This is a genomic window from Ornithinimicrobium murale, assembly GCF_003352835.1.
Lineage (GTDB): Bacteria > Actinomycetota > Actinomycetes > Actinomycetales > Dermatophilaceae > Ornithinicoccus > Ornithinicoccus muralis.
This window is the reverse complement of record NZ_QLVD01000032.1, coordinates 39,457-65,057: the sequence shown is the minus strand read 5'-3', so window position 1 is coordinate 65,057 and position 25,601 is coordinate 39,457. Positions and strand designations below refer to the sequence as shown.

Genomic DNA, 25,601 nt, shown 5'->3' with positions numbered 1-25,601 from the left:
GACACTCGGTCCTTCCAGTCTGGCTACTTTGCACGGACCCACGATGCAAGCCTCGATCGTGTCCGCCGCGGTTGGTCGTGCAAAGTAGGCGGTTCACTGTCGGCGGCAGTACGGGATGCTTCAGGTGTCGCCGTGAGTTCTGCGGTCTCGGGTTGTCGAGTCCGACGCCCAAGGCTGGCCGTCACCCGGTGTGCGGCGCGTGGAACTCGCTGTGGTCTATGTCGGTCACGCCCAGTGAATCGGTCGACCTACGTCGACGAAACCGAGCCTGCGGTAGACCCCGTGGCCGATCTCGCTGCTGCTCAGCGTCGCTGGCAGGCCCGGGGCAAGGGCAAGAACTCGCTGGGTCAACGCAATGCCCAGTCCGGCTCCACGGAACTCGGGTAGGACCGCGACGGCGCTGACAACGACACAGGAGCCGGTCACCAGACCCAGAGCAGCGCCGACCGAGCGCCCACGGAAGTCTGCGAGGAGCAGCGATAGGCCCGGCTGACGCTGAGAACCTGCAGGATGAAGTTCTCCCGGGCGGCTGGGCGGGCCACCGTTTGATTCGAACACCACTCGTTCCCAGGCAGCAACGTGAGAATCGGCGGTGACTGGCCGGATCGCGACCCCGACCGGGAGTGGCTGAGCATTCAACGCTGCCGGGGCTCGGTGCATCCACGGGTTTGACTCATCGCCCCGACGGCCCGGCATGTCATACGCATCAAAGTCGCGGAAAGAATCGCACACCGTGCCCTGCACCTCGGACAGCGCACGGCGCGGAGCCTCATGCGTCAACGTCACAGCGCCGAGGAGGAAGCGATGCGGAGCCCCCTGTGGGGACCAGCCGTAATCCCCGTCATCCGCCCAGGCCCTACCAAGCCCTCGGTGGAGCACACGTTGCAGCGCACTCTCGCCCTCGGCACATTGAAGGGCACGGACGTCAGGCATGCAGGCAGCGTAAGACCGGGCGCTGGCGTTCGCCCGAGGCGGCACGGTCGGGCGTTCGCCGGGAGCGCGGCAGAGGCGCTCGTCGCCCATGCCAGAATGCCGGTCGTGGACTCTCGGAGCGTCGCCACCGATGACGGGGCACAACTCCACGTGGAGACGTGCGGCGCTGGACCTGATGTGGTCGTCCTGTCGGGTGGCCCTGGTTGCGTGCACTACCTCGCGGACGAGGCGCTGGCACCGGTTGGCTTCCGATGCTGGTTTCCAGACCCGAGGGGAGTGTCGCGCTCAGTCGGCGGTCCCCACGGCATGACGCGTGCGATCGCGGACCTGGAGGCTGTGCGCCGGGCCCTCGACATCGAGGCATGGATCGTGCTGGGGCATTCCTTGGGTTCAGATCTCGCCGTGCGCTACGCCCTTGATCATCCTGACCGGGTTAGGGGCGTGGTCGGCGTAGCCGGTCACGGGCTGCACCGCGATCGCGAATGGTCCGCAGCCTACGAGGCAGGGAAGAAGAACGGGCCGAAGATCGACATCGACTAGGTCCCCGAGGTGCACGCCGCACTCTGGGGATCCTTCAAGGACTGGATCCATGAACCCATGCTGTGGCGAACCCTTGCCGACAGCACGGTCCCTATGCGTTTCATCGCGGCCGGTGGCGACATCCGGCCGAACTGGCCACTGCAACAACTCGCCCTGCTGGTCCCTGGAGGGGCGTTCGATGTGGTGGCCGACGTGCCTCACGACTTCTGGGCCACTGATCCCGAGCTTTGGCGTGCGACCTGCAGCACTGCATGCGAGTTGCTGCGCTGAACCGGTTGCAGAACGGACTCAATTCGACAGATCCGGCCGTTGGGTCGCCGCTGTACGACAGCGGGTCTACGGCGGTGAGGGCGATGGCGTGGTCGTAGGTGGGCAGCGGCAGCGGGCCGCGGGTCCCCCGGAAACGCCATCCGCGCCGGGGGAGCTCCGGGCCCTGCGGTGGTTCTGCCGCGGCTCGCCCGTGGGTCCTCGGTTCTGCTCAAGGAATACGGCGGGGCCAGTGACCATCACTGAGAACAGTGCTTGTCTCCCCTCGGCTGGGCATCCCGGACGGCGGCACTTTTCAGGTGGGTTGTTGGCGCCCGCCTGTTCTGCTGGGTGCGGTGTGGTCGCCGGCTTCGGGCTGGTGGAGGTGGGTGTCGATGGCGTTCGCGACGTCGCCGTCGGTCAGCGGGAGGGCGTGGGAGTACTCGCGCAGGGTGGTGGCGGCATCGGCGTGGCCCAGGCGCGCCTGGGCGGCGAGGATCTGACCGCGGGCGACCAGGAAGGTCGCGACCGAGTGCCGGAGCCGATGCAGCGTGGCGTCCGGGACACCGGCGCCCTCGCGGAGCCGGGCGAAGCGGTTCCCCAGCACCTCGGCACCCACCCTGTGGTGGTGGCCCGGGTCGGGGCTGAACAGCCACGGCCCGAGGGGTTCACCGGCCCGGGCCGCCCAGGCGTGCTGCAGGTGGTGCCACAGGTGCGCGGTGGAGGACCCGGGGGTCAGGACGCGGCCGTGTCCGGACTTCGGCAAGGTGAGCTGCCCGGCGGACACGGCCCGTTCGATGGCCAGGACCCGCCCGGTCACGTCGCCGATCCGCAGGGCAGCGAGCTCGCCGCGGCGGGCGCCGGTGTCCGCGGCCAGACGCACCAGGAGCAGGTCCTGCTCGGCCCGGTGCAGCCGGCCCGCCGAGGCCACCCGGTCGGGCCGGTGGTTGGCGTGGGTCTCCAGGACGGCGCCCTCGGCGGTGCGGATCAGGGCCCGAACCGCGGCGTCGGGCAGCGGGCGCCGCGGCGGCACCCGGGCCGGGCCGCGCATGCCCCGCAACGGCTGCTCGGGGAGGATCCGTTCATCCCAGGCCCAGGACAGGGCCGAGCGCAGCACCCGGAACCGGCCCCCGGTCACGGACACGGTGCCCCCGTTCGCCTGCCACCGGGACATCGCCGCCCGCACCAGCGCTGGCCTCAACCCGGCAGCGTCCTCCAGGCCGATCGGGTCCGCGGCCAGGGCGCATGCCACCGACCGGTGACTGGCCCGGGTGGATGGCTTCCACGGGTGCTCGGCCGCCAGCCACGCCTCGAGCAGGCCGGCAACCGTCAGCCCCTTGCCCGTCGCCGCCGGCGCCGTGGTGAGCAACTGGACCCGAGCGGCGTCGGCATCGGCCCGGGTGCCGTGCACGGTGACCGACACCTGCCGCGTCCGGCCGCTGACGGGGTCCGGCGGGGCCGGGACACGGACCTCCCAGATTCCCGGGCGGCGCTCCCGCTGGCTGCCGCTGCCCCGGCGACGCCGAGGCGGGTCCGAGGATGTCCGGCTCTGGCGCTGAACCATCCCCCATCATCCCACCGCTCGCGCAATCAAGGGATCTATCAAGGGATGAGGGACGACCATCTCGCAGGGAGGAGACCCACAGGACGTGAGGTCCAGACCCGTCGGCGCTGGCCAGGGCGCATAGCGTCGGTGTCGACACAGAGCGCGCCCGGCAGGATTCGAACCTGCAACCTTCTGATCCGTAATCTCAGCACAGGAGCCAGACGCCGCCCCGGCACGCCCACAGGCGACGTCAACTTTCACCACAGCCTAGCAGGTCAAATCCTCTTTCCACCCGCCGACGGCTCCAGTCGGGGCCAGTCGCCCCCAGACCCCCAGACCGTTGAATCGACAGGATAGTTGGACGTTTTTGGGCCGACCGCTCGACCCACGCACACGCTCGGATCGAGGAGGACGGCGTCCACCGGGACCCGCCGGCTGCCCGTCTTCTACCCGGAACACTCCCCCGTGGATCAGTCTCTCGGCCGGGCTGTGCGCAAGGGTCCATCGCGCTCGCGTGATGTGGATCGAAGCTCCGCGTTGGACTCCACGACGGCGCTGCCACCGGATGAGGGCGTTGAGGACGTGCGGTTCTGAGGGTGCCAACCATGGCCCAGTGAGGACGACAACAGCCAACCCTGCTGGAGCACGAGCTCGCGGCCCTCGCCTTCCAGCAGGTCGACGCCAACGACCAGGCCGTGGTCGACGTGGCCCAAGCCAGACCCTCGACCGAGGGTTCGCTGGGCTGCCGCACGGGCAGAGTGGGACCCGTCAGCGATCGGGAGACCATCGCCCCCGCACGTGCGCGCTCGGCCGCCCGTCGCAGGTGATCCTCGACCGGAACGAGCACCCCGAGGACAGACAGTGGGGTCGGACAAGGTCCACGACGCAGTCGGCGGCGACCTCGGGTTCGCCGGATCCCTGCCCAGCGCCGGTCCGGGTAGACTGCCCACATGGCACCCGAGGTCGCAGAGGTCGAGCGAGCGCTGCTCGCGCTGTCTCCCGACGAGCGCGCAGCCGTCATCGAGCGCGGCCTGCTGAGTCTGCATGACGCAGCCGATATGGACCGGGCGAACACTGATACTGCCTGGCTCGCCGAGGTTGATCGACGGGCGACCGAGCACACTAGCGGCGACGCACATTTAGTTGACGCGGGCGAGCACTTCGCCGAGCTCAGAGCGCGGCTGGCTGCGCGTGAGCGGTGAGGCTGCGCGTCCGCGAGCACGTTGACGCGGCAGCTGAAATCGACGCGGCTGTTGACGGTACGCGGACAAGCGTCGACTGCTGGCCGTCGAACTGCTGGACGCGGTCGAGGCCAGTCTCGCTCACGTCCTCGCGTGGCCGGACTCTGGGCGACCCTACCCTGGCCTCGAAGGGCGCACCCCGGTCCCGCGGACGACGCGGGTCAGGGGCTTCCCCTACAGCATCGTCTACCTCGTCGACGGCGACGACCTCGTTCTCCTCGCCTACCATCACGACAGGCAGCGTCCCGGGCACTGGAGGCACCGGCTCGACGGGTGACTGGCTCGCCGTCCACGCGTGCCGGAGGTGGTGCCACAGGTCGGCGGTGGAGGACCCTGCTCACTGGATGACGAGGATGTCCCCTGGCCTCGCGCATCGGCCTGGCGGCTGGCCAACAGTATGGCGCACCCTCAGATCCGGGCCGCGCCTACACGTTCGGGCTGCGCACACTCCTCGGTGGGGGTGGACCGACTCATCCGTGAGCGGACGGAGACGTCTGGGTGGTCCTGACGGCACGCGGGACCTCACGCGCTGGCTTGGTTCAGACGACGACGGCGAGGGCGTCGATTTCCACGATCACGCCCGGCCGGGCGAACCCCGCGAGGTCATGGGCGGATGTCGAGATGCGCTGAACGTTGCACGGTGGTGTCGAGATGCAGCGAACTTGTCGCAACGCCCACTTCTATGTGGGCATAGGCGTTCGTCGATGGGACGTCGTCGCGCGTGGTGGTCCGATGAAGCGAGGGCAGACCCTCACCGATGCGCCGCGCAAGGCTCGTGTTTCGCCCTCTGCCGATGAGCGTGCCCTTGTTGGTTGGCATGATCATGCACTAGTGAGGATGGCTATCCACCGTTGGTGGAGCGTCGGCCGACAAGACCGAACCGTGGCGGCCGACGGGACGCGCACGCGCGCGGCCGTCACCTCGCACCCCGGTTTGGATCTCCTCGGCCGTGCCCACTCAGCGCCCCTTCACCGGGCTTCATCTCGGGCGGGTCTTATGGGACACCCGAACAGGGATGCTCTCGCTGACCTGCGGCGTTCCCGTTTGGGGTTCGTCTATCGAACGGACTGGACTGCTAACGACGCGGCGGGGTGCACCCCTTGCTCGGCGAGCGCTGCTGATGGCAAGGTTGACACGGAAGTGTCATCCGAATCGATGAGTTCTGGCCTTGGCGCCAGTCAGCACTCGAGGCGACGCCCGAGTACCAGCTGTCACGACAGGAGACGCAACATGACGAAGCTCACCCAGCCCACGGCCGCCCCCACGGTCGTCGACCGAGCCCGCTTCGACGAGGCCCTCGCCGAGCAGGTCGCGGCGGAGAAGGAGGTCACCCGGCACGACGACCGGGTCTCGGCCAGTCGCCGCCGCCTTCCCATGGTGGAGGTGGCGGACTACACCTTCACCGATGCCGACGGCCCAGTGCGGCTGTCCGAGCTTTTCGGCGAAAAGTATCTGCTGCTCGTGCAGAACGTGATGTTCGGCCCCGACTGGGATGAGGGCTGCCCGAGCTGCACCTGGGCGGTCGACAACCTCCCAGCCAACATGGAGCGGCTGACCGACGAGGGCATCGCCTTCGCGATGGTCTCGCAGGCGCCGGTGGCCAAGCTTGAGGACTGGCGCGCCAAGCGGACCTGGGACCACCGGTGGGTGTCCTCGTACGACACCACCTACCACTACGACTGGGGGTGGACCCAGACCGACGAGAACGGCGAGGAGGGGCAGCTGCCCGGCTACTCCTACTACCTACTCAAGGACGGCAAGCCCTACCTGACCTACATGACCACCGCGCGCGGCACTGAGGCGACCCTGCCTGTCGCCCACATCATGGACCGCAGCGTCTACGGCCGTCAGCAGGACTGGGAGGACAGCCCGGAGGGCTGGCCGCAGGCGCCGACGTACGGGTGACCCGGCGCTGGCGTTGCCGCAAGGGGATCGGCTTACGGGACGCGAGCCGCCCCAGCTATCGCCCATGGGGGCCGCCACGGAGCATCAACAGAACACCGCCATTTAGCGGACGAAGTCACAGCAACAGGGGAAACGCCGCGCGCAGGGGTGTTGCAGTGGGGTGCACCCCAACGCGACACGTGCCCTTCGGTGACTACGCGCTATTCCACTGGTCTTGAACATCTACAAAGCCGCGAGGCCTGACTCGCCTTGGGCGGCGTGCACTGCAACGGGAGCGCTCGACAGGATAAGGGACGCGCGCCCCTGATCCTGTCGACGACCGGTTTCCGTGAATCCATGACGCTGTTGCGCGGTGCTGCCCGGCCGTTCCCGGGGGACTCAGGGGCGACCGGCTCCCATCAATCCGGAGGCGTAGTTGATGCCGTTGATCTTGGAGCCGTCCCAACTGGACCAGTCGCGAAGGGAGTGGATGACCTGCCCGTCCCCGAGGTAGATCGCTACGTGGAAGATGCCAGATGCGGAACCGTTGTCGCTGTAGAACAGCAGGTCGCCACGTTGGATCTGCGAGAGTGAGACACGGTTTGTGGCGTGGTACTGCGCCTCGCTCCCGTGCGGGATGTTGATTCCAGCAGCACGGAAGGCTGCTGTGGTGAAGCCGGAGCAGTCATAGGCACCGCCACTCTTGGAGCCCCAGCTGTAGGGCAGTCCCAGGTTGGCCTGGGCCCAGGCGATGGCCCCCTCGCCTCCCTGACCTGCCGCCGCCGGCGCCTCAGGGGCGACTGGCTCGGCCGGTGCTTCCGGCCTGGCCTCTGACCGGCTGGCCGACTGGCCCTCAACGCGTGAGCTTCCAGCGGAGACTCCGGCACCGTCCAAGGTCTCGCCACTGGCGCCCCAGGTGTCGTCGGTGGCGGTCTCGACCGGAGTTTCCGGTTCTGGTTCAGGGGTGACCCCGGTGAAGCCGAGGTCACCGAAGTGGGTGTGCTGACCATCTTCGGCGGGTGGGGCTGGGACTGCCTTGACTGGAAGATCGCTCTCCAAGTCGTCGGAGGCAACCTTCAGTGTCTCAACCAGGCTCGACCAACTATCAGCAGTCAGGTTCACGACCTGGGCTCCCTGCGACACCGAGAGCTGGTCGTTGCTGACAGCATCGACGGTAGTGATCGGGCTTGCCGGTGCAGCCGGAGCTGCGGCGCCGATCGTCGCGGCGACAAGCAACCCGGATGCTGCCACAGCGGCGGTTCCGGATAGGGGGCAGGGCAGGTTCAGGGCAGCGCGGTGGCGCCCGGGCAAACGTCGTTTCATCACGGGGATAACCTCTCCGGCGCCTGCGGGGTTAGCTGTCGGGCTCGGGCTGGAGTTGCCCGGCGCTGACCCAGGGGGTTGAGTCAGCCCTTGGCCCCAAGGAACGTCTTGCGCTCCGCTGGTGGGTCCCCCGCTCTTGTCATACGGACGTCTCATTCGACCCGGAGCGCTGACAAGATTCGGCGAACGCCCGAGACCCACCCAGGGACAGGTAGGTAACAAAACGGTAACGGCCAGGACTCCGGGGGATGCGCATCAGAACCGAATCCTGGCCGATCTTCATGGAACCTTCATAAAGGCCTCGCAGTCTCAGCCCGTGCTTGGAGCGCTGGGTCTATTCGATCGGGACCCACCAGGTGACGGTTGTTCCGTGACCCGGGCCGGGGCTGGTGATCGAGAGGTCTCCGCCGTGGGCCTTGACGATGCCGCGGGCGATCGTCAACCCCACCCCGGAGCCGCCACGCTGCCGATCGCGGGCCGTGTCGACACGGTAGAACCGTTCCAGAACATGGTCGAGAGCCTCGACAGGGATGCCGTCACCTGAGTCGGAGAGTGTCACCACAACCCGTCCCCCGGTGGGCTGGGCCGCAAGTGTGACCACCCCACCCTCGGGAGTATGGCGAAGAGCGTTGTCTAGCAGGTTCGTCATCACCTGCCCCAACCGATCCGGGTCAGCAGATACCGCGGGCAGGTCCTGCTTCACGTCTCTCGCGAGTCGAACACCTTTAGCCGCGTAGACCGCCTCGTGGGCGGTGATGGCTCGCTCGAGGAGACGTCCGAGGTGCACCGGTTCTCGAGCCAGCTTCAAGTGGTTTTCTTCGATGCGCGAGACGGTGCTGATGTCTTCGGCCAACCGTGCGAGCCGTTGGGTCTGTCCGCGGAGCATCTCCACGGTCGGCGGGTCCAGTTGAGTCACGCCATCCTCGGTGCCCTCCAGGTAGGCATCAAGGGTGGCGATGGGGGTGCGCATCTCATGGGCGAGGTCTCCCAGCAACTGCCGGCGGGTGGTCTCGGTATCCGCGAGTCGGCCCGCCATCTGGTTGAACGAATCGGCCAGGACCTTGAACTCCGGTCCCAGGGCCGGGGTTCGCACCCGGGCCTCATAGTCACCGGCAGCGATGGTGGACGCCGCCTCTGCTACCCCTCGCACCAGCCGCGCCACCCGCCTGGTGAGGTAGTAACTGGCGGCTAACGCGACCACCAGGGCAGCAGCCAGGGCCACCACCAGGGCGACCGTGATCGCGGAACGGAACGCCTCCTCGACGTGGATGGCCTCCTCGTCCGGGTTCTCGTGGCCAGCCAACACCATGTGCTCGCGAAACAGGGCGAGACCCACGATCTCAGTGACAAGGAGGATCGTCGCAAGTCCGACCAGGACGACCAGCCCCTGCGCTATCAGGAGCCTGGTCACCAGACCAGTTGTCCGCAGGTGTTCTCGAAGGCTCACCGCCGACCCTCCCCTTCCCACGAGGTGGCCTGTTCGACGTCCAGCCGGTAGCCCACCCCTCTCACCGTATGTATGAATCGTGGGCTGCTGGCGGGGTCGCCCAGTTTGCGCCGCAGGTGGGCAACGTGGACGTCGACCAGTTGCTCATCACCAACCCACGCCTCTCCCCAGACACCATCGATAATCTGGCGGCGAGTCAATGCCTGACCCGCCCGCGCGGCCAACGCCTGCAGGACGTCGAACTCAGTGCGGGTCAGCACCACACGACCGCCATCCAGGTGGACCTCGCGGGCCGAGCCGTCAATCCTCATTGGGCCGAAGACCATCGGCCGGGTGCCTGCCGGTGGCTCCTTAGCCTGCTGCTGTCGCGGCCGCCGCAACATCACCTGGACCCGCGCCACCAGTTCGCGCGGGCTGAACGGCTTCGTCATGTAGTCATCGGCCCCCGCGCGCAACCCGGCCAGCGTGTCCGGCTCCTCGGCTCGTGCAGTGAGCATCACGATGTAACAGTCCGAGAACTCACGCAGCCCGCGGCAGACCTCCAGGCCGTCCAGGCCGGGTAGTCCCAGGTCGAGGATGACGACGTCGGGGTCCAACCCGCGAGACCGCTCCAAGGCTGTCGGGCCATCATGGACAACCGTGACCTCGTAGCCGTCCCTGAGCAAGTACCGGGCAACGACCTCGGCCAGGGGCTTCTCGTCATCGACCACGAGCACCCGAAAGCCCCGGCCGGGGCCGCGCCGGCCAGGAGGTTGCAGGTCAGGGGGCGGCAGGTCAGCTGTCATGGGCCGCTTTAGGACTTGACCAGTCGGGCGATGGCTTGTGAGGCCTCGTTGATTTTCTGCTCTGCCTCGGGTCCACCGGCTTTTGCGGCGCCGACGACGCAGTGCTTGAGGTGGTCATCGAGCAGTCCGAGCGCGACGTTCTCCAAGGCCGAGGTGAGTGCGCTGATCTGGGTGAGGATGTCGATGCAGTAGGTGTCCTCATCGACCATCCGGTGGATTCCTCGAGCCTGCCCTTCGATGCGCTTGAGGCGGGCCAGGTAGCGGGCCTTGTCGCTGATGTAGCCGTGCGTGGCCTCCGTGTGTGGTGTGGCCTCGGTGGTCATCTGAATGCTCCTGTCTGGTGAGGGTGGGGTCACGACCTGGCCGGGTGGGCTGGTCACTGGCTGACCTGCTGCTGGTCGAGGAAGGTCTTGGCGCTCTGCGCCGGTGTCAGGTCGAGTCGGCGCAGCAGCTGGGCGTTGAGGGCGACCACAACGGTGGAAGCGGACATGAGGATGGCGCCGATGCTCATCGGCAGGACGAACCCGATCGGTGCTAGGACGCCCGCGGCCAGCGGTACGGAGATGAGGTTGTAGCCGGCGGCCCACCACAGGTTCTGCTTCATCTTCCGGTAGCTCGCACGCGAGAGCTCAGTGACGGAGAGGACCGAGCGTGGGTCCGAGGAGGCCAGGATCACCCCGGCGGAGGCGATCGCCACGTCGGTGCCGGCGCCGATGGCGATGCCGACATCGGCCTGGGCCAGGGCCGGGGCGTCGTTGACACCGTCGCCGACCATGGCGACCTTGCGCCCCTCGTCCTGGAGTTCGGCGACCTTGGCGGCCTTGTCCTGCGGACGTACCCCGGCGAAGACCCGGTCGATGCCCAGTTCCTTGGCGACGGTGTCGGCCACGGCCTGGGCGTCGCCGGTGATCATCACGACCTGAGCGCCAGCAGCGTGGAGCGCGTCGACCGCAGCCTGGGACTCCGGGCGGATCTCATCGGCCAGGCGCAGCGCGCCGATCACCTCACCGCCGGCCAGGACGTGCAGGATGATCGCACCCTGGGCCCGCCAGTCCTCGGCGACCGGCAGCTCGCTGGCACCGTGCTGCTCCAGCAGATAGGGACCCCCCACCTCGATGACTGTCCCGTTGACGCTGGCCTTGACCCCGACTGCCGGGGAGGAGGAGAAGTCTGAGGCGGAGGACACTGTCAACTCCCGGTTGCGGGCCGCGCCGAGGATCGCCTTGGCCAGCGGGTGCTCACTATCGGACTCTGCTGCCGCGGCCAGGGCCAGCACCTCCTCCTCCTCGCGCCCAGTCACGGGTTCGACGCCGGTGACGGTGGGCTCGCCCCTGGTCAGCGTGCCGGTCTTGTCGAAGAGCACGGCGTCGACCGTGCGCATCGATTCCAGTGCGAGGCGGTCCTTGATGAGGACCCCGCCCCGGGCGGCACGTTCGGTCGCGATGGACACCACGAGCGGGATCGCCAGACCGAGGGCGTGCGGGCAGGCGATCACCAGCACGGTGATGGTGCGCACGACCGCCGAGTCCGGCAGACCTATCAGCGACCAGATGGTCGCGGTGACCACCGCGGCACCCAGGGCAAACCAGAACAGCCACGCCGCGGCCTTGTCGGCGATCCGCTGGGCGCGTGAGGAGGAGGCCTGGGCATCGGCGACCAGCTTTTGGATGCCGGCTATGGCGGTGTCCTCACCGATGGCCGTGACCTCAACCCGCAGCCCAGAGTCGGTGGCCACGGTCCCGGCGACCACCTGCTCACCGTTCCCGCGCCGGACGGTCTTGGACTCACCGGTCACCATCGACTCATCCATACTCGCCGAGCCGTCGACGATCCGCCCGTCTGCGGGGACCGACCCACCGGGGCGGACCAGCACGACGTCCCCGACGACCAGATCGCCCGGGGCCACCTTGACTATGTCCTCGCCGCTGACCTTCTCGGCCTCATCGGGCAGCAGTGCCGCCAGGGAGTCCAGGGCCGAGGTGGTCTGGGCCAGGGAACGCATCTCGATCCAGTGGCCCAACAGCATGATGACCACCAGCAGCGCAAGTTCCCACCAGAAGTTCAGCTCGTGATCGAGGACGCGCAGGCTGGCGCCCCACGAGGCCAGGAAGGCCACCGTGATGGCCAAGCCGATCAGCAGCATCATGCCGGGCTTGCGGGTGCGGATCTCTTCCACCGCGCCGGTCAGGAACGGCTGGCCGCCCCAGGCGTACATGACTGTCCCCAGCACGGGAGAGACCCACCAGTCCCACCCGCCGGCGGGCAGGTCATACCCCAGGAGGTCGGCGAACATGTCGTTGAATCCCACGACCGGCACGGCCAGGACCAGCATGATCCAGAACAGTCGCCGGAACTGTCCCACGTGATCACCATGACCGGCGTGACCACCATGACCTGATTCACCATGTGACCCGTGCGCGCCGTTGGCGTCATGGTCACCGTGCGCGTGGTCGGGGTCATCAACCATCTGTTCTGCGTGGTGAGCATGCTCACCGTGCTGACCTGGGCCGCCGTGGTGATCATCGGCGCGGTCAGGGCCGTGGTTCTGGTCGTGGCGCATGGTCATGTTCCTATCGCATACCTGTCATGGAGTGAGTCCGTGCCGCGTGTGGGGCTCCTGCGGTGGGGGTTTGTGCTCGCGGGTGTCTATGCGGCCGTGTAACGGTCGGGGTCGGCGTCGAAAAGGGGACCGCAGGAGTCACAGCACAGCCAGTAACGGGTGCCCAGGTAGTCGCGGTACAGGCCGGCGTCTTCGGCCTGGGCCTTGATGACGGTGGTGCCGACCATAACGGGGCACTCGGCGATGTCCTGTGCGCCGACTTGGGCCAGGTCATCCGCGGAGGGTGCGTGCCCGCCGCAGGACCCCGCGCCGGAGGCCGCGCCGGTGTCGTGATCGTGGTCATGGTGGTGGGTGGTCATCTTGGTTCCTTTCATCGGTGTGTTCTCACGCTGGTGTAGCAACGCGGGCGGAGGCGGTGGTGGAGGCCATCGCTCCGGCGGGCGCGGCGGCCTTCGATGTGAACGTCCGCAACCGCAGGCTGTTAGAGACGACGAAGACACTGGAGAAGGCCATCGCCGCACCGGCGAGCATCGGGTTGAGCAACCCGAAGGCGGCCAACGGGATCGCTGCGGAGTTGTAGGCAAAGGCCCAGAACAGGTTCGTCTTGATTGTCCGCAGCGTCCGTCGGGAGAGCCGGATCGCGTCGGCGGCAGCCCGCAGGTCGCCACGGACCAACGTGATGTCGGCGGCTTCGATGGCCACGTCGGTGCCGGTGCCCATCGCCAGTCCCAGGTTGGCCTGGGCCAGCGCCGGGGCGTCGTTGACACCGTCGCCAACCATCGCGACGGTCTTGCCCTCGGCCTGCAACCGGGCGACGACGTCGACCTTGTCCTTGGGCAGGACCTCGGCGATCACCTGCTCGATCCCGACCTCAGCGGCGACCTGCTGTGCCACGGTCTGGTTGTCACCGGTGAGCAGCACCGGGGTGAGTCCGAGCTCCTTGAACTGGGCGATTGCTTCCGCGCTGGTGGGCTTGACCTCATCGGCCACGACCAGGATCCCGCGCGCGGCCCCGTCCCAGCCGACCGCGACGGCGGTTCTGCCCTGGGCCTCGGCCTCCCGCTTAATCCCGGCCAGGTGGCCATCGAGGTGCTGGGACCACTCCTGTAGCAGCGATTCGCGGCCGACCAGGACCGCGTGGCCCTCGATGACCCCTTGCACACCCAGGCCTTCGACGTTCTCAAAAGACTCCGGGACCGGCAGGTCACCGGCCTCGGCGGTGGCGCCCTTGGCGATGGCCTGGGCGATCGGGTGCTCGGAGGCGTCCTCGAGCGCGCCGGCCAGGCGCAGCAGCTCCTTCCGGTCGACCCCTGCTGCCGGGACGGCGTCGAGCAGCGTCATCTTGCCGGTGGTGACGGTGCCGGTCTTGTCCAGCACGATCGTGTCGATCCGCCGGGTGGACTCCAACACCTCAGGGCCCTTGATGAGCACGCCCATCTGCGCGCCGCGGCCGGTGCCGACCAGCAGCGCTGTCGGGGTAGCAAGCCCGAGGGCGCATGGGCAGGCGATGATCAGCACCGCCACCGCAGCGGTGAAACCGGCACTGAGCGGGAAGCCCGCACCGATCCACGCCCCGAGCGTGGCAACGGCGATCGCGATCGCGATCGGCACGAAGACCCCGGACACCCGATCGGCCAGGCGTTGAATCTCGGCCTTTCCCGACTGTGCCTCCTCGACCAGGGTGGCCATCTGGGCCAGTTGGGTGTCCGAGCCGATCCGGGTCGCTTCGACGACCAGTCGCCCGCCGGCGTTAACCGTCGCACCGGTCACCGCGTCACCCTCTGCGACCTCAACCGGCACCGACTCGCCGGTCAGCATGGAGGCGTCGATCGCGCTGGTGCCAGAGACGATGATCCCGTCGGTCGCGATCTTCTCACCGGGGCGCACCACGAACTCGTCCCCGACACTCAACTCCTCGACCGGGATGCGCTGCTCCCGCCCATCACGCAAGACCGCGACCTCCTTGGCGCCGAGCTCGAGCAGGGCGCGCAAGGCGGCCCCGGCGCGGCGCTTGGAGCGCTTCTCAAAGTACCGACCCAGCAGCACGAACGTGATGACCCCGGCCGCGACCTCCAGATAGATATTGCCCAGGCCCTCAGACCGGGAGACGGTCAGCTCGAACGGGTGGACCACGCCGGGCTGGCCGGCGGTACCGAAGAACAGCGCCACGACCGACCATGCCAGGGCAGCGGTCGTGCCCACCGAGATGAGCGTGTCCATCGTCGCCGCGCCGTGCCTGAAGTTGACCCAGGCGGCCTTGTGGAACGGCCAGCCGGCCCACACGACCACCGGGGCAGCGAGCACGAGCGAGGCGAACCCCCAGTAGTCGAACTGCAGGGCAGGGATCATCGCCATCGCGATCACCGGCACCGCCAGGACCGCGGCGCCAATGACGCGGTGACGCAGGCCACGCAACTCGGCATCCTCGGCCGAGCCACCCTCCCCGACCATCTCTCCCGAGGCCTTCTTGGGTGGGGCCGGTAGGGCAGCGGTGTACCCGGTCTTCTCCACCACAGCGATCAGCTCGCGGGGGTCGTAGCCCTCAGGTGCGGTGACCCGCGCCTTCTCGGTGGCGTAGTTGACGCTCGCGGTCACGCCATCGACCTTGTTCAGCTTCTTCTCGACCCGCATCGCGCACGAGGCGCACGTCATGCCACCAATCTGCAGCTCGATAGTGCTCGACGTGGTGGGTTCACCCGTCGTGATCATGATCGTCTCCGTCCTCGTGTCTGGTGCCATCCTCCGGGTCCGTGTCAGTGGCGGTGGGCGCTTCGCCGGTGGTGGGGCCCTCATCGCCGGACCCGGCGTTGTGATTAGTCATCGTGTCCAGGACGAACGGGGCGGTGCGCACTTCTCCGGCGACCTGGAAGTCCAGGTAGAGCAGGTACCGGCCCGGTGTCGGGGCGCTCACCTCGAAAGCCACCTCCGGGCCTGACGTCTGACCAGGCTGGGGCTCCTCGCCGCGCGGGTGCACGTGCAGGTACGCCAGGTCCCCCTCGCGCAGCGCGACCAGGTGACCGTAGGCACCCAGGTAGGGCTCCAGCGTGGTCACCGGCTCGCCATCGCGGGTGACCCGGACCGTCAGCGTGGAAGACTCACCGGCGGCCAGGTCTCCCTCGATCTCGACCTCGTATCCGTCGGTGCGGGCCGTCCTGGCGGGTTCGTCCGCCTGCTGAGGGGAGAAGTCCCCGCCGACCTGCACCACGGTCGAGAGGGTGATGTCCTCACCGGTCGCGGTGGGCACGAACTCGGCATACACGCGGTGACTGCCCGCCTGAGGCCACTGCCACGGGATGGACCACTGGCCCTGGGCGTCGCGTTGCGGGTGCACATGACGGAATCCGGCACCGTCAGTGCGGACCACGATCAGGTGCAACTCCTTCTCGTGGGACAAGTCAAAGTCGCTCACCGGTTGACTGTCCGGACCTTCGATCGTGAGGGCGAGCTCCTGCTCCTCCCCCACCGTCGATGGTGCGGTGACACCGGTCAGCCGGTAGCCGTCCGCAGCCAGAGACAGTCCGGTGTCAGTGGTCGCGCTGCCTGGGTGAGGGGTCCCCATGTCGTTACCTCCTGCGTCACTGCCTCCTGCGTGGTCCCCCGCGTGATCGCCGGTCTGCTCCGACCAGGACTCCACGACCCCATCCGGGACGACCGCGCCCGCCGTGGCGAACGCCACGGCGAACACGGTCACCAAGGTCAGCCCGTAGAGGCCGAGTCTGGCTGGGGCACGCATGGTCAGTTCCGCGCTGCCTGGTACCCGGCCTCATCCACCGCTGCGATCACCGCAGCGTCGTCAACAGGGCCGTCTGCGGTAATCGCAAGCGTCCCGGTCGAGGCGCTGACGTCGATCTGCTCGATGCCAGGGATCTGGGAGATCTCCTCGCGCACGGCGGACTCGCAGTGCCCGCAAGTCATCCCGGTCACGGCATAGGTCTGGGTGTTACTCATCTTTGATGTCCTTTCCGTTCTTCATCAGTCCAGACACCTTATACCCGTATAGGGTATGACGCAAAGGCTGGATTTTCCTACCTCCGTTGCGCGTGGGTTGGTGACCCTGTGCGCGGCCGGTGGGGACGAGGGGATGCATGGGTGCGTCTTTGGCGCGGCCCCCATGAGGGACAAAAGCCATCGCGTGCATGGGCGCGATGACCATGTCAACGTGTCTGCTAGGCCCACGAACAATGTGGTGGGGGGCCGGTCAGACGACCGTGGAAAGCGGAGCGGGTGCTGGTTGAAGGCCGCGCCGCTTGCACGACGTCCGAGCCACCAGGCTCAGATCAGAGGATGGTTCTCGATCGGCGGACTTAGGTCAGCGGATGGTGGCAAGCAGTTCGTCACAGGCTTGCTCGCAGGCCCGGCATGCCTCTGCACAGATGCGGCAGTGCTCGTGCATCTCCGCATGGCGGGCACACTCATCCCCACAGGACTTGCACGCCTGGGCGCAGGCCTGCACCTGGGCTCGGGTGAGGTTCGCGTCATAGCCGGTGTGTCGGGATAGGACGCGGGCAGTTGTGTCGCAGATGTCAGCGCAGTCCAAGTCGGACCTGATGCACTTACCCAGGTCAGCGACCATGTCCTCACTCAGGCAAGCGTCCGCGCAGGCGGTGCACGCTTGAGAACAGGCCATCACTGTGTCTACGACTCTGGCGAGCAGCTCCCGGTCGAGGTTGATCTGTGCAGGATATGCATTCATCATCTCGGCGGTTCTCATCTCTTCCTCCATCCTGCTCGGCGTTGGCCATCAGCACCGAGGCTTTCCAATTCTTCACGCTACGGCGGACGGGGGGCGCCTGCACCCGCACAGGGGATACCTGACGATGAAGATTTCATGAAGGCACTGTCGTGAGGACGCCGATGGTGCTGTCCCACCACTGCGCGGCGTGAGTCTTCAGGTGGCAACCCCAGAGTAAGAGTGCAGGCCGGTGATGAGCAGGTTGACGACGGTGTAGTTGAAGACGACGCACAGCATGCCCAGGAGTGCCACATAGGTTGCCTGTCGCTTGGTCCAGCCGCTGGTGGCGCGGGAGTGCAGGTAGGCGGCGTAGACGACCCAGATGATGAACGTCCAGATCTCTTTGGGGTCCCAGCCCCAGTAGCGGCCCCAGGCCACCTCCGCCCAGATCGCACCGGTGATGAGAGTGAACGTCCACAGCGGGAAGGCGAAGATGTGGATCCCGTAGGTCATCGCCTCCAATTTGTCTGCATCGGGTAGACCGGCCAGCCAGCCTCGGACTCGGTTCTTTTTATCGGCCGAGTCGCGCAGCAAGAAGGCGACGCCGAGGGCGGCCCCGATGACGAACAGGGCCACGGACAGCGTGGCCAGTGTGACGTGGATGGACAGCCACATGGTGTTATCCAGGGCGGGCATGAGCTGGGAGGCCTCGGTGTACCAGATCTTCCCGGCGATGAGGACAACCATGACCGGGAGCACCACGAACGGCCCCAGCCACATCCGGTCACGCTTCAGACTCCACGTGGAGAAGACGATCAGGGCGAAGGATGCGGCGACGATCGCGAACTCATACATGTTGCCCAGTGGCCAACGCTGCACCGACAGGCCACGCAGTGTCGTGCCGCCGACGACACCGAAGGTCGCCAGCCAGGTCAGCTGCACTCCGATGACGCCCCAACGGCGGGTGACCTCGGTGGGGTGACTAAGGGTGGGTGGCTCGACCGCCACGCCGGTCGGCCCGGTTGGCTCCGTAGCGTCAATATCGTGGGCATCTATGGATGCCGTCTGAGGATCGGTGTCGGCCCCTACGCGGACCTTCTGTGCGAATTTGACGGTGGCGGGGCGCTCCCTGGCAGCCCCAGTGACCGCCAGGTGTGCCGAGAAGGAGATGAGGGCCAGCGCGAGCACGGCCAGGCTGGCCCAGATGGCGATGTCGCTGGCCAGGGCCAGGTGCGGGTCAGTCATACGGTGTCCTCATCTGCACGGTGAAGTTCAGTGGTGGTCCGGTTACTGGTGGCGGTGGCGATCCGGTTCAAGACGTCGTCGACGGCGACCTGGAGTCCTGGATCGCTGCCCTTGGGCTGGCCAGCGACGCTCACTACCGTCCGCACCGGAGCAGTGGTGGGGTGTTCGCGGTCGATCCGGACGTAGATCCGTCGCCGTTTGATGCCGAGCATCAGTGCCAGCCCGATTGTGGCGGCGATCGCGAAGCCCAGGGCTGGCATCCGGCCGGGGTCGTGACGCACCAGCAGCCCGGCCCAGCGAATGACACTCTCAAACTCCACCGTGGTGCCGTCGGACAGCTCGAAGTACTCTCCCGGTCGGATCAGCATCGCGACGGGGTCCCCGTTTTCTTTGGTGAGCTGGGTCATCTGGTCGGTGTCGATGCTGAAGACCGACTGCGCGCGCCCGTCGGGAAACAGGTCCCCCTCGAAAACCGTCAGGGCCAGCGCTGGGTCGACCAGGCCCGGGAAGGAGGACGTCATCCCGACCTCGGGATCAACCTGCAGGGTGGGTAGGAAGCCGCCGACCAGACCGAGCCCAGGCTCTCGGCCGGTGACCTTGATGGCACCTTCGCTGGCGTAGTTGTTGTCCTGGGGCAGGAAGGTCACAGCCTCGGAGTAGAGGATCGCCCCGTCGGGGTCGCGAACGGTCACGATGGGGGCGTAGCCGTTGCCGAGCAGGAAGATCGAATCCCCCGCGACCGAGATCGGGTGGTTTACTGCGAACTCCTGCTGCTCCGGCTCCTGGCCGGGGGCCTCGACGGTCACCAAGCCGTCGAACTTGCGTGGTTGCCCGAACTGGGCGCCCTCGCTCTGACTCTCGAAGGCCACGTCGAGTTCGTTGAGCTGCACCGTGAATGTGGGAATGTCACTCTCATCGGCCAGTGGGCTGAAGTTGAGTGTGTCAAAGGCACCGGGATGGGCCGTCCACGACTGCTCCTCCTTGAGGATGATCTCCCCCCGCCAGCCGAACAGGTGACCGCCGGCGAAGGCGACGATCACCCCCAGCAGGGCTACGTGGAAGAGCAGATTGCCTGTCTCCTTCAGGTAGCCCTTCTCACCGGTGACCCATAGGTCCTCCTCGTCGGCGCGCACCCGGTAGCCCTTGGCTGCCAGCGCGGCACGCGCGGCGCTCAAGACCTCGTGTGGGTCGGCCGCGACGGTGCCGCCAGCCTTGGCCAACAGCCGGTTCAGGCGACGGGGTGCCCGTGGTGGCTGGGCTCGAACTGACTTCCAGTGCTGGCCCATCCGCGGAATGATGCAGCCGATCAGGCTGATCATCAGCAGCAGATAGATGGAGGCGAACCACGGCGAGGAGAAGACATCGAAGAGGAACAACCGGTCCAGCCATGGCGCCAGATCGGGGTTGCTCTCGAAGAAGGTGCGCACCTGCACCGGGTCGACCGAGCGCTGCGGGAAGATCGAGCCGGGGAAGGACGCGGCAGCTAGCAGCAGAAGCAGGTAGATGGCGGTGCGCATACTGGTGAGCTGTCGCCAGGCCCAACGTGCCCAGCCCAGTGGGCCGAGCCGGGGACCGCCCAAAGTCGTGCGGTCTTTGGGGTAGCCGGACTCGAGCCGTTCCGGTGCCTGCATGCTGGCCATATCAGATGACCGTCGTAAAGTTGCTGGTCAAGCGGGTTTGGACCCACGCCATCGCCTCGGCCCAGACACCGAGCACCATCAGCGCCCCGAGGAGGGCGAACAACCCGCCACCGACCCGCTGCACCACTAGGTGGTGGTCTCGAAGCCACCGGGACCAGCGACTCACCCATCCCATCCCCGCAGCGACCAGGACGAACGGCAGTCCCAATCCAACGCAGTAGGCAACCCCGAGCACCACCGCCCGGGTGACCGCACCGTCTGCGGGCAAGATCGAGGTTCCCAACGTCTGGATCGCGGCCAGGGCCGGACCGGTGCATGCGGAGAAGCCGAGCCCGAAGACCACTCCGAGCAGCGGGGCACCGCTCAGCCCAGCAGCCGGGCGCCAACGCACCGAGACCCCTCCGCTGGGCTGCCACAGCATCACCACTCCGAGGGCCAGCACAATCACGCCACCAACACGCAGCAACAAACCCTGATGCTGCACCAGCACCAGTCCGAGGGAGGAGATGACCACACTCATCGTGAGGAAGACGACTGAGAAGCCCGCCACGAACAGGACCGCCCCCACCACGAGACGCCACCGTGCACGCACGGACACGGCGGACTCGTGCGAGGTCATTCCGGACAGGTACCCGAGATAGCCCGGGACCAGCGGCAGCACGCAGGGGGAGGCGAAAGAGACCAGCCCGGCCAGCGCCGCGATGCTGGCCGCTAGTACCAACGGTCCGGTGAAGACGATCTCACTCATCGGGCCGGCTCGCTCCGAAGGACGTCCTCAACCAAGCCGTGCAGGGTCGCGTCGTCGATTGGACCGCTCACCCGAGCGGCCACCCTGCCTTGCCCATCCAGCAGGATGGTCGACGGGGTCGCGACCGCTAGGGCACCGAGCTGGGCACGCGTGCGGCCGCCGTCGTCCTGCAGCGAGGGGTAGGGGACGTCGTAGGCCTCCTGAAAGGCCAGGGCGCTGGCGCTCGAGTCGCGACTATTGACACCGATGAACTGCACCGACGCACCGGCCTCGTCCAGCTCGGCGGCCACCTGCACCAGATCGGGCGCTTCCTCAATGCATGGCCCGCACCACGAACCCCACACATTGATCACCACGACTTCACCGAGGTGCTTGGCCGAGGACCATGTCTCATCCTCCAACGTGGTCCCCTCCAACGTGATCACGGTCTCGCGCTGCTCGGGCGTCAACGCCTGGATCGTGCCGTCACCAGCGATGTAGCCCTTCTGGTCCCCCTGGCGCGCCTGGTCGCTGATGCCAGACCCGTCGCTACAACCGGCAAGCACCAGGGCCGCGAGGAAGGTGCCGACCACAGCGGCTCTGAAGCGGGCAGAACTCACGGAGAAGTCACCGCCAGGTCATCCCGGTTGCTGCGCAAAATCTGGCTCTTGGTTCATCAGTATCGGAATACTCCCTCTCTACCTGCCTACCCTTACCCGGATAGGGTATTCAGCAGCGTACGCCATCCTTCGTGATGCCCTTCGCCAGGGTAGGTAATCACTGGAGAACCCAGGGCTTTCCGTGGCCAGGGGCATGGGCTCGTCAAGAACGCTCCGTCGCAGCCCGCAGCCCGCAGCCCGCAGCACGGTGGGCAAACAAGAGAGCCCAGCGGCTAGGGGATGTCAGGAACCTGCGAGGAGCTGCTCCATCTCAGAGATTTCGGCCTGCTGGTCCTCGATGATCTGCTCGGCGAGCTCGAGCGCCTGCGGGTTCTCGCCATTCTCCAACTCAGCCTCGGCCATCTCTACCGCGCCCAGGTGGTGCTCGATCATCAACTCCAGGAACCGCTGGTCGAACTCGGCGCCTGATAGCGACCCAAGCTCGGTCATGGCCTCCTCCTGGCTCATCCCGTCCATCTCCATGCCGTCCATCTGCATGCCACCGTGTTCCGGGGCGGTGTCCTCGCCCCAGGCCTGGAGCCAGGAGGTCATCTCCTCGATCTCTGGTCCCTGGGCGGCGGAGATGTCCTCCGCCAGGGTGCGCACCTGCTCGGCGGCCGCGTTCTCGATCGCGAGGTCGGCCATGTCGATGGCCCCTTCGTGGTGGACGATCATCATCTGGGCGAACTCGGTGTCGGCCTGATTGTGTGTCTGGTCCACGGCGGCATCGGGTCCGGTCGTCGTGGCCCCAGCAGTAGAGGTGGGAGCCGGGGATGCGGCTTCATCCTCGGCGCTCTCGCCGCATGCGGTGAGGCCAAGGGTGAGGAGGCCAGCGACTGCGGCGGTGCTCACGCGGCGTGCAAACTTCACGGGGATCCTTCTTCATCGGCGGTTGGGGTCACTCCCGAGTCAACAGGGCGAAACAGGCACCGACCGCACTGACGTCCAGACCTTCACCAACTCTTCATGGAACGGGTGAGTGGTCGACCGGCGGCGTGGGTTAGCGTGTTGATGGCCGTTCCGCCCGGGCCGTGACAGGCCCCGTAGTCCGGTGAAGATCGGACCGACCGCCCGGCCCCACCCCTCGGGCCACATGGGATCGGTCCGCGTTCCTAGGAGAAGGTGTTCTGTTGCCCCGCTTGCGCGTTCTCGCAGTTGTTGTTGTTGGTTTGATGGTCGTTGCCGGCTGTTCCTCGCAGACCCCCGATGCGGACAACGAGATCCTGAGTTCGCACAACCTGGTGGGGATGGAAGCGACCGAGATCATCGAGCACCTGGATCGGCTGGACGTCCAGGATCGTCCAGCCGGCCTGATGGCATCAGTCCGCGTCGATGAACTGCAGCTCTCGACCGGGACCGAAGAACTGAGCCTCGACCTTCCCGAAGACCGCTTCTACCTCTCGTTCGCTCCCTACATGAACCAGACCCACGAGTGCTACTACCACAGCCTCACCACCTGTCTGGGCGAGTTGAGCAATGAGGACGTCCAAGTCACCGTCACCAACGAGGTCGGCGATGTGGTGGTCGATGAGGAACTGACCACGTTCGATAACGGATTCGTGGGCCTGTGGTTGCCCCGTGATCTCCAGGGAACGCTGCGCGTCTCAGCAGAAGGAGGCACTGGGCAGGTTCCGGTCTCGACCGGAACTGACGATCCCACGTGCCTCACCACGATTCAACTTACCTGAGGGCGGACCTGAGGCGCCCCTCGGCGGGCACGTCCTGACTTCGTGCTTGATGGCGGCGCCGGGGCCCAATGTGTGACTCAGGCATCTCCGGGCGGCGCGTAGGCCCCCAGGAGAGTTGCTCGCAGCATCGGTCCCGCGTCATCTGGTTCGAGTCGTCCGGCAGCAATCTCGTTGGCCGCGCCGTGCATCAGCGCGTGCATCGTGGCCAACAACCAGTCGACGGGCAGGTCCGCGCGAAACAACCCCTCCTGCTGGCCACGTTCTAACAACCGTCGGACCCGTCCTTCGAGGTCCCCGTGAAGGTCACGGATGCGACCCTCGGGCAGTTCCCGCTGTGCAGCGGCCAGGAGACTGCGGGACTCATCCACGAGTTTCCAGCTCGATACGACGAGCCGTCCCAACGCCTCACGCGGATCCCCGTCGAGGTCGAGCTGTTCCAGCACCCCGTTGCCACGATGCAGGACATCGGCCAGTGCGGCATCAATGAGCTCTGCCCGGTTTGAGAAGTGACCGTACAGCGTGACCCGGCCCACGCCGGCCGCGTGAGCGATCTGGGCCATCGTCGCGTCCGGGTTGGCGCTCAACGTGCCGCGGGTAGCCGTCAGGATCGCGGCCTGATTCCGCACAGCGTCGGCGCGACGGCGTCCTGTCTGCCCCGCGGTGACCGCCCCACCTTCTCCCGGGCTCCCGGCGCGCCTGCTTGCTGAGACCGCTCCATTCGTCACGCGCACCAACCTTTACTCGAACAGGAATGTATGAGTTAGTGTACCCGTTACATAACCCGTACACGACTGTTCACTTTCAACTCCTCATGGGAAGGAGGGGTCATGACGACCTCCACCAGCCAGACCTCCGGACCGACTCCCGGCGCCCCGGGTCCCAACATCCCCTACCCTCGACGCTGGCAGGCGCTCACCATCCTGGCGATCGCCCAGTTCATGCTGATCCTTGATGTCACCGTGGTCGCGATCGCGCTGCCCCAGATGGGAGCCGACCTCGACCTGGGCCGGCAGACCCTGACCTGGGTCGTCAGCGCCTACACGCTCACCTTCGGCGGATTGATGCTCCTCGGCGGAAGACTCGCCGACCTGATTGGTCCACGCCGCCTGATCTTCACCGGCATGGTGGTCTTCACCATCGCCTCCCTCGCCACCGGCGCAGCACAGGACGGCTTCACCGTCCTGGCCGGACGCGTCGGCCAGGGCCTGGGGGCCGCGATGCTGTCCCCGGCCGCCCTGTCAGTAGTGGTTCGTCTGTTCGAGGGCGATGAGCGCAACCGTGCGCTCGGGATCTGGTCGGCCCTCGGCGGTGGTGGCGCAGCCGTCGGCGTCCTGGTCGGCGGACTATTGTCGGCCGGTCCCGGGTGGCCGTGGGTGTTCTGGGTCAACGTCCCGGTCGGGATCATCGTCGTGGCCGTGCTGACCAAGGTGCTCCCCGCCCTGCCGCCGGTCGACACCGGTACCCGTGATCGCGCCGACGTACTCGGCGCCCTGCTAGTCACGGCAGCTACCGGCACCGCCATCTATGCCATGATCGACGCCGGGGAGTCCGGCTGGCTTCAGCCGCGCACCCTCGCCCTGTTCGGGGCCGCGATCGTCGGCTACCTGCTGTTCGTGCTGCGTCAGCGCACTGTCGCCTCACCGCTCATGGACCTGAGGTTGCTGTTGCGTCGACCGGTATCTGCCGGGGTGTTCGTGATTGGCATCGCAACTGCCCTTATGGTCGCAGTGTTCTTCCTCGGTACCTTCTACCTCCAGGACCTCGCGGACCTCGGACCGCTCATGACCGGGCTGTTGTTCCTCCCGGTGGCCCTGTTCACCATGGCCGGAGCGAACGCCGGCGGCCGGATCATCGGCCGTACCGGCGGCCGCAGCCTCGGCGTCATCGGCCTCACGGTCGCCGCGATCGGGCTCGCCGTCCCCGCCGTCTGGACCAGCACCCTCGGGGTCGTGGTCGGGATCAGTCTCGGCGCAGCCGGCATCGGCACCCTGTTCGTCGTCGCTTCGGCCACCGCCCTGGGAAACGTGGCACCGCACGAGGCCGGCATCGCCTCCGGGGTGCTGTCCACCTTCCACGAGTTCGGAGCCTCACTCGGCGCAGCGGTGGTCTCCAGCGTCGCGGCCGCCAGCCTCGCCGCACAGACCACCACCGGCTACGCCTCAGCATTCACAGTGGCAGCCATCGCGGCTCTCATCTCAGCCCTAGTAGCAGGCTTCGCCATCCCCGGCCGGGCCAAGGACTAGAACTGCTTCGCGTGGGCGACGTCCTCGAATGCTGCGCCGGCCGCCTCGGTGAGCTCGGCCTCGCTGGAAATGCGCGCCGCTCGATAGTGCCCTTGTGTCGTAGGTGGAGTCAGCGACCGCCAGGGGCTGGCTGGTGCCCTCCAGCGAGTAGCGCACGACGCTGTCGTTGCGGTAAACGCACAGCAGGACCCCGACGGTGGCGGCGTGGCGGTCGCGGGCGCG

General features: G+C 67.2%; 26 protein-coding genes, 1 tRNA gene and 1 riboswitch. Of the genes, 7 read left to right on the top strand and 20 right to left on the bottom strand.

Translation table 11 applies throughout. The features are described from left to right. Positions 1 to 225: 225 nt before the first annotated feature. A complete protein-coding gene (locus tag DPQ65_RS16555; RefSeq protein WP_420330099.1) occupies positions 226 to 435 on the bottom strand; it encodes a GNAT family N-acetyltransferase in 210 nt (69 codons plus the stop codon). Between the two features lie 336 nt (positions 436 to 771). Between DPQ65_RS16555 and DPQ65_RS16405 the strand changes: the two genes are divergently transcribed. Together DPQ65_RS16405 and DPQ65_RS15910 are read left to right on the top strand one after the other, a co-directional pair. After that, positions 772 to 1,473, top strand: coding sequence for an alpha/beta fold hydrolase (locus DPQ65_RS16405; RefSeq protein WP_337589690.1), 702 nt, complete (start codon positions 772 to 774; stop codon positions 1,471 to 1,473). A 9-nt stretch (positions 1,474 to 1,482) separates the two neighbouring features. After that, the gene (locus tag DPQ65_RS15910; RefSeq protein ID WP_202863156.1) at positions 1,483 to 1,743 is read left to right on the top strand and encodes a hypothetical protein; all 261 of its coding nucleotides are present in this window, start codon (positions 1,483 to 1,485) and stop codon (positions 1,741 to 1,743) included. 292 nt (positions 1,744 to 2,035) lie between these two features. Here the strand turns inward: DPQ65_RS15910 and DPQ65_RS14405 are convergent, their stop codons facing one another. Beyond that, the gene (locus DPQ65_RS14405; protein ID WP_114908047.1) at positions 2,036 to 3,283 is read right to left on the bottom strand and encodes a tyrosine-type recombinase/integrase; all 1,248 of its coding nucleotides are present in this window, start codon (positions 3,281 to 3,283) and stop codon (positions 2,036 to 2,038) included. Positions 3,284 to 3,426: 143 nt separating this feature from the next. Beyond that, a tRNA-OTHER gene (locus DPQ65_RS14400) sits at positions 3,427 to 3,512 on the bottom strand. A 703-nt stretch (positions 3,513 to 4,215) separates the two neighbouring features. Between DPQ65_RS14400 and DPQ65_RS14395 the strand changes: the two genes are divergently transcribed. Continuing rightward, on the top strand, positions 4,216 to 4,467 hold the full coding sequence (locus tag DPQ65_RS14395) for an addiction module protein (protein WP_114908046.1): 252 nt from the start codon (positions 4,216 to 4,218) through the stop codon (positions 4,465 to 4,467). 642 nt (positions 4,468 to 5,109) lie between these two features. On the opposite strand, the gene DPQ65_RS15785 is transcribed toward DPQ65_RS14395, so the two are convergent. After that, positions 5,110 to 5,325 (bottom strand): hypothetical protein, encoded by a 216-nt coding sequence (locus DPQ65_RS15785; protein WP_162802266.1) that lies wholly within the window; start codon positions 5,323 to 5,325, stop codon positions 5,110 to 5,112. Positions 5,326 to 5,736: 411 nt separating this feature from the next. Here DPQ65_RS15785 and DPQ65_RS14385 point away from each other — a divergent pair, with 411 nt between their 5' ends. Next, entirely contained in the window at positions 5,737 to 6,411 is a 675-nt protein-coding gene (locus DPQ65_RS14385) for a DUF899 family protein (protein ID WP_114908045.1), read from the top strand. Between the two features lie 378 nt (positions 6,412 to 6,789). On the opposite strand, the gene DPQ65_RS14380 is transcribed toward DPQ65_RS14385, so the two are convergent. The 5 genes from DPQ65_RS14380 to DPQ65_RS14360 all read right to left on the bottom strand — a co-directional run bounded on the left by DPQ65_RS14380 (position 6,790) and on the right by DPQ65_RS14360 (position 12,412). Next, on the bottom strand, positions 6,790 to 7,713 hold the full coding sequence (locus tag DPQ65_RS14380; RefSeq protein ID WP_238146889.1) for a C40 family peptidase: 924 nt from the start codon (positions 7,711 to 7,713) through the stop codon (positions 6,790 to 6,792). Between the two features lie 7 nt (positions 7,714 to 7,720). Continuing rightward, positions 7,721 to 7,902, bottom strand: a riboswitch (cyclic di-AMP (ydaO/yuaA leader). Positions 7,903 to 8,047: 145 nt separating this feature from the next. After that, positions 8,048 to 9,124 carry a sensor histidine kinase gene (locus tag DPQ65_RS14375; RefSeq protein ID WP_238146879.1) on the bottom strand — a complete coding sequence of 359 codons (1,077 nt, stop codon included), beginning with the start codon at positions 9,122 to 9,124 and terminating at the stop codon, positions 8,048 to 8,050. Positions 9,125 to 9,156: 32 nt separating this feature from the next. Beyond that, positions 9,157 to 9,945: a response regulator transcription factor gene (locus DPQ65_RS14370; RefSeq protein WP_114908043.1), complete on the bottom strand. Its 789-nt coding sequence runs from the start codon at positions 9,943 to 9,945 to the stop codon at positions 9,157 to 9,159. 8 nt (positions 9,946 to 9,953) lie between these two features. Continuing rightward, positions 9,954 to 10,268, bottom strand: a complete 315-nt coding sequence (locus DPQ65_RS14365; RefSeq protein WP_114908042.1) for a metal-sensitive transcriptional regulator — start codon at positions 10,266 to 10,268, stop codon at positions 9,954 to 9,956. 53 nt (positions 10,269 to 10,321) lie between these two features. Beyond that, complete coding sequence (locus DPQ65_RS14360) at positions 10,322 to 12,412, bottom strand: heavy metal translocating P-type ATPase (RefSeq protein WP_114908041.1); 2,091 nt, start codon at positions 12,410 to 12,412, stop codon at positions 10,322 to 10,324. Between DPQ65_RS14360 and DPQ65_RS14355 the strand changes: the two genes are divergently transcribed. Then, a complete protein-coding gene (locus tag DPQ65_RS14355; RefSeq protein ID WP_162802258.1) occupies positions 12,359 to 12,607 on the top strand; it encodes a hypothetical protein in 249 nt (82 codons plus the stop codon). The genes DPQ65_RS14360 and DPQ65_RS14355 overlap by 54 nt on opposite strands. Here the strand turns inward: DPQ65_RS14355 and DPQ65_RS14350 are convergent. From DPQ65_RS14350 to DPQ65_RS14305, 10 genes are all read right to left on the bottom strand, one after another. Beyond that, positions 12,592 to 12,864 (bottom strand): hypothetical protein, encoded by a 273-nt coding sequence (locus DPQ65_RS14350; protein ID WP_114908039.1) that lies wholly within the window; start codon positions 12,862 to 12,864, stop codon positions 12,592 to 12,594. The genes DPQ65_RS14355 and DPQ65_RS14350 overlap by 16 nt on opposite strands. Positions 12,865 to 12,889: 25 nt before the next feature. Further along, positions 12,890 to 15,214 (bottom strand): heavy metal translocating P-type ATPase, encoded by a 2,325-nt coding sequence (locus tag DPQ65_RS14345; RefSeq protein WP_202863154.1) that lies wholly within the window; start codon positions 15,212 to 15,214, stop codon positions 12,890 to 12,892. After that, on the bottom strand, positions 15,198 to 16,238 hold the full coding sequence (locus tag DPQ65_RS14340; protein ID WP_202863153.1) for a heavy-metal-associated domain-containing protein: 1,041 nt from the start codon (positions 16,236 to 16,238) through the stop codon (positions 15,198 to 15,200). The genes DPQ65_RS14345 and DPQ65_RS14340 overlap by 17 nt, the downstream gene beginning before the upstream one ends. A 2-nt stretch (positions 16,239 to 16,240) precedes the next feature. Continuing rightward, positions 16,241 to 16,453: a heavy-metal-associated domain-containing protein gene (locus tag DPQ65_RS14335; protein ID WP_114908038.1), complete on the bottom strand. Its 213-nt coding sequence runs from the start codon at positions 16,451 to 16,453 to the stop codon at positions 16,241 to 16,243. 361 nt (positions 16,454 to 16,814) lie between these two features. Next, a complete protein-coding gene (locus DPQ65_RS16225; protein WP_114908037.1) occupies positions 16,815 to 17,216 on the bottom strand; it encodes a four-helix bundle copper-binding protein in 402 nt (133 codons plus the stop codon). Positions 17,217 to 17,393: 177 nt separating this feature from the next. Then, the gene (gene ccsB / locus DPQ65_RS14325) at positions 17,394 to 18,422 is read right to left on the bottom strand and encodes a c-type cytochrome biogenesis protein CcsB (protein WP_114908036.1); all 1,029 of its coding nucleotides are present in this window, start codon (positions 18,420 to 18,422) and stop codon (positions 17,394 to 17,396) included. Then, the gene (gene resB, locus DPQ65_RS14320) at positions 18,419 to 20,062 is read right to left on the bottom strand and encodes a cytochrome c biogenesis protein ResB (RefSeq protein WP_114908035.1); all 1,644 of its coding nucleotides are present in this window, start codon (positions 20,060 to 20,062) and stop codon (positions 18,419 to 18,421) included. Before resB ends, ccsB begins: the two co-directional genes overlap by 4 nt. A 1-nt stretch (position 20,063) precedes the next feature. Further along, positions 20,064 to 20,810, bottom strand: coding sequence for a cytochrome c biogenesis CcdA family protein (locus DPQ65_RS14315; protein WP_114908034.1), 747 nt, complete (start codon positions 20,808 to 20,810; stop codon positions 20,064 to 20,066). Beyond that, entirely contained in the window at positions 20,807 to 21,409 is a 603-nt protein-coding gene (locus DPQ65_RS14310) for a TlpA disulfide reductase family protein (RefSeq protein ID WP_238146878.1), read from the bottom strand. The genes DPQ65_RS14315 and DPQ65_RS14310 overlap by 4 nt, the downstream gene beginning before the upstream one ends. 282 nt (positions 21,410 to 21,691) lie before the next feature. Next, the gene (locus DPQ65_RS14305; RefSeq protein WP_114908032.1) at positions 21,692 to 22,318 is read right to left on the bottom strand and encodes a DUF305 domain-containing protein; all 627 of its coding nucleotides are present in this window, start codon (positions 22,316 to 22,318) and stop codon (positions 21,692 to 21,694) included. Positions 22,319 to 22,578: 260 nt separating this feature from the next. Between DPQ65_RS14305 and DPQ65_RS14300 the strand changes: the two genes are divergently transcribed. Continuing rightward, positions 22,579 to 23,136, top strand: a complete 558-nt coding sequence (locus DPQ65_RS14300; RefSeq protein ID WP_238146877.1) for a CueP family metal-binding protein — start codon at positions 22,579 to 22,581, stop codon at positions 23,134 to 23,136. Between the two features lie 77 nt (positions 23,137 to 23,213). Here the strand turns inward: DPQ65_RS14300 and DPQ65_RS14295 are convergent, their stop codons facing one another. Further along, positions 23,214 to 23,861 carry a TetR/AcrR family transcriptional regulator gene (locus DPQ65_RS14295; protein WP_238146876.1) on the bottom strand — a complete coding sequence of 216 codons (648 nt, stop codon included), beginning with the start codon at positions 23,859 to 23,861 and terminating at the stop codon, positions 23,214 to 23,216. A gap of 102 nt (positions 23,862 to 23,963) precedes the next feature. On the opposite strand from DPQ65_RS14295, the gene DPQ65_RS14290 reads away from it, so the two are divergent. Continuing rightward, on the top strand, positions 23,964 to 25,379 hold the full coding sequence (locus DPQ65_RS14290; protein WP_114908030.1) for an MFS transporter: 1,416 nt from the start codon (positions 23,964 to 23,966) through the stop codon (positions 25,377 to 25,379). The last annotated feature ends 222 nt before the right edge of the window (positions 25,380 to 25,601 follow it).

Excerpts from the sequence above, each read along its gene's own strand:
- resB (WP_114908035.1), bottom strand. The coding sequence starts at position 20,062 with ATGGCCAGCATGCAGGCACCGGAACGGCTCGAGTCCGGCTACCCCAAA.
- DPQ65_RS14380 (WP_238146889.1), bottom strand. The coding sequence starts at position 7,713 with ATGAAACGACGTTTGCCCGGGCGCCACCGCGCTGCCCTGAACCTGCCC.
- DPQ65_RS14335 (WP_114908038.1), bottom strand. The coding sequence starts at position 16,453 with ATGAGTAACACCCAGACCTATGCCGTGACCGGGATGACTTGCGGGCAC.
- DPQ65_RS14290 (WP_114908030.1), top strand. The coding sequence starts at position 23,964 with ATGACGACCTCCACCAGCCAGACCTCCGGACCGACTCCCGGCGCCCCG.
- DPQ65_RS15785 (WP_162802266.1), bottom strand. The coding sequence starts at position 5,325 with ATGCCAACCAACAAGGGCACGCTCATCGGCAGAGGGCGAAACACGAGC.
- DPQ65_RS14370 (WP_114908043.1), bottom strand. The coding sequence starts at position 9,945 with ATGACAGCTGACCTGCCGCCCCCTGACCTGCAACCTCCTGGCCGGCGC.
- DPQ65_RS14365 (WP_114908042.1), bottom strand. The coding sequence starts at position 10,268 with ATGACCACCGAGGCCACACCACACACGGAGGCCACGCACGGCTACATC.
- ccsB (WP_114908036.1), bottom strand. The coding sequence starts at position 18,422 with ATGACTGACCCGCACCTGGCCCTGGCCAGCGACATCGCCATCTGGGCC.
- DPQ65_RS14385 (WP_114908045.1), top strand. The coding sequence starts at position 5,737 with ATGACGAAGCTCACCCAGCCCACGGCCGCCCCCACGGTCGTCGACCGA.
- DPQ65_RS14405 (WP_114908047.1), bottom strand. The coding sequence starts at position 3,283 with ATGGTTCAGCGCCAGAGCCGGACATCCTCGGACCCGCCTCGGCGTCGC.
- DPQ65_RS14345 (WP_202863154.1), bottom strand. The coding sequence starts at position 15,214 with ATGATCACGACGGGTGAACCCACCACGTCGAGCACTATCGAGCTGCAG.
- DPQ65_RS14395 (WP_114908046.1), top strand. The coding sequence starts at position 4,216 with ATGGCACCCGAGGTCGCAGAGGTCGAGCGAGCGCTGCTCGCGCTGTCT.
- DPQ65_RS14350 (WP_114908039.1), bottom strand. The coding sequence starts at position 12,864 with ATGACCACCCACCACCATGACCACGATCACGACACCGGCGCGGCCTCC.
- DPQ65_RS16225 (WP_114908037.1), bottom strand. The coding sequence starts at position 17,216 with ATGAGAACCGCCGAGATGATGAATGCATATCCTGCACAGATCAACCTC.
- DPQ65_RS14315 (WP_114908034.1), bottom strand. The coding sequence starts at position 20,810 with ATGAGTGAGATCGTCTTCACCGGACCGTTGGTACTAGCGGCCAGCATC.
- DPQ65_RS14340 (WP_202863153.1), bottom strand. The coding sequence starts at position 16,238 with ATGCGTGCCCCAGCCAGACTCGGCCTCTACGGGCTGACCTTGGTGACC.
- DPQ65_RS16405 (WP_337589690.1), top strand. The coding sequence starts at position 772 with ATGCGTCAACGTCACAGCGCCGAGGAGGAAGCGATGCGGAGCCCCCTG.
- DPQ65_RS14360 (WP_114908041.1), bottom strand. The coding sequence starts at position 12,412 with ATGGTTGATGACCCCGACCACGCGCACGGTGACCATGACGCCAACGGC.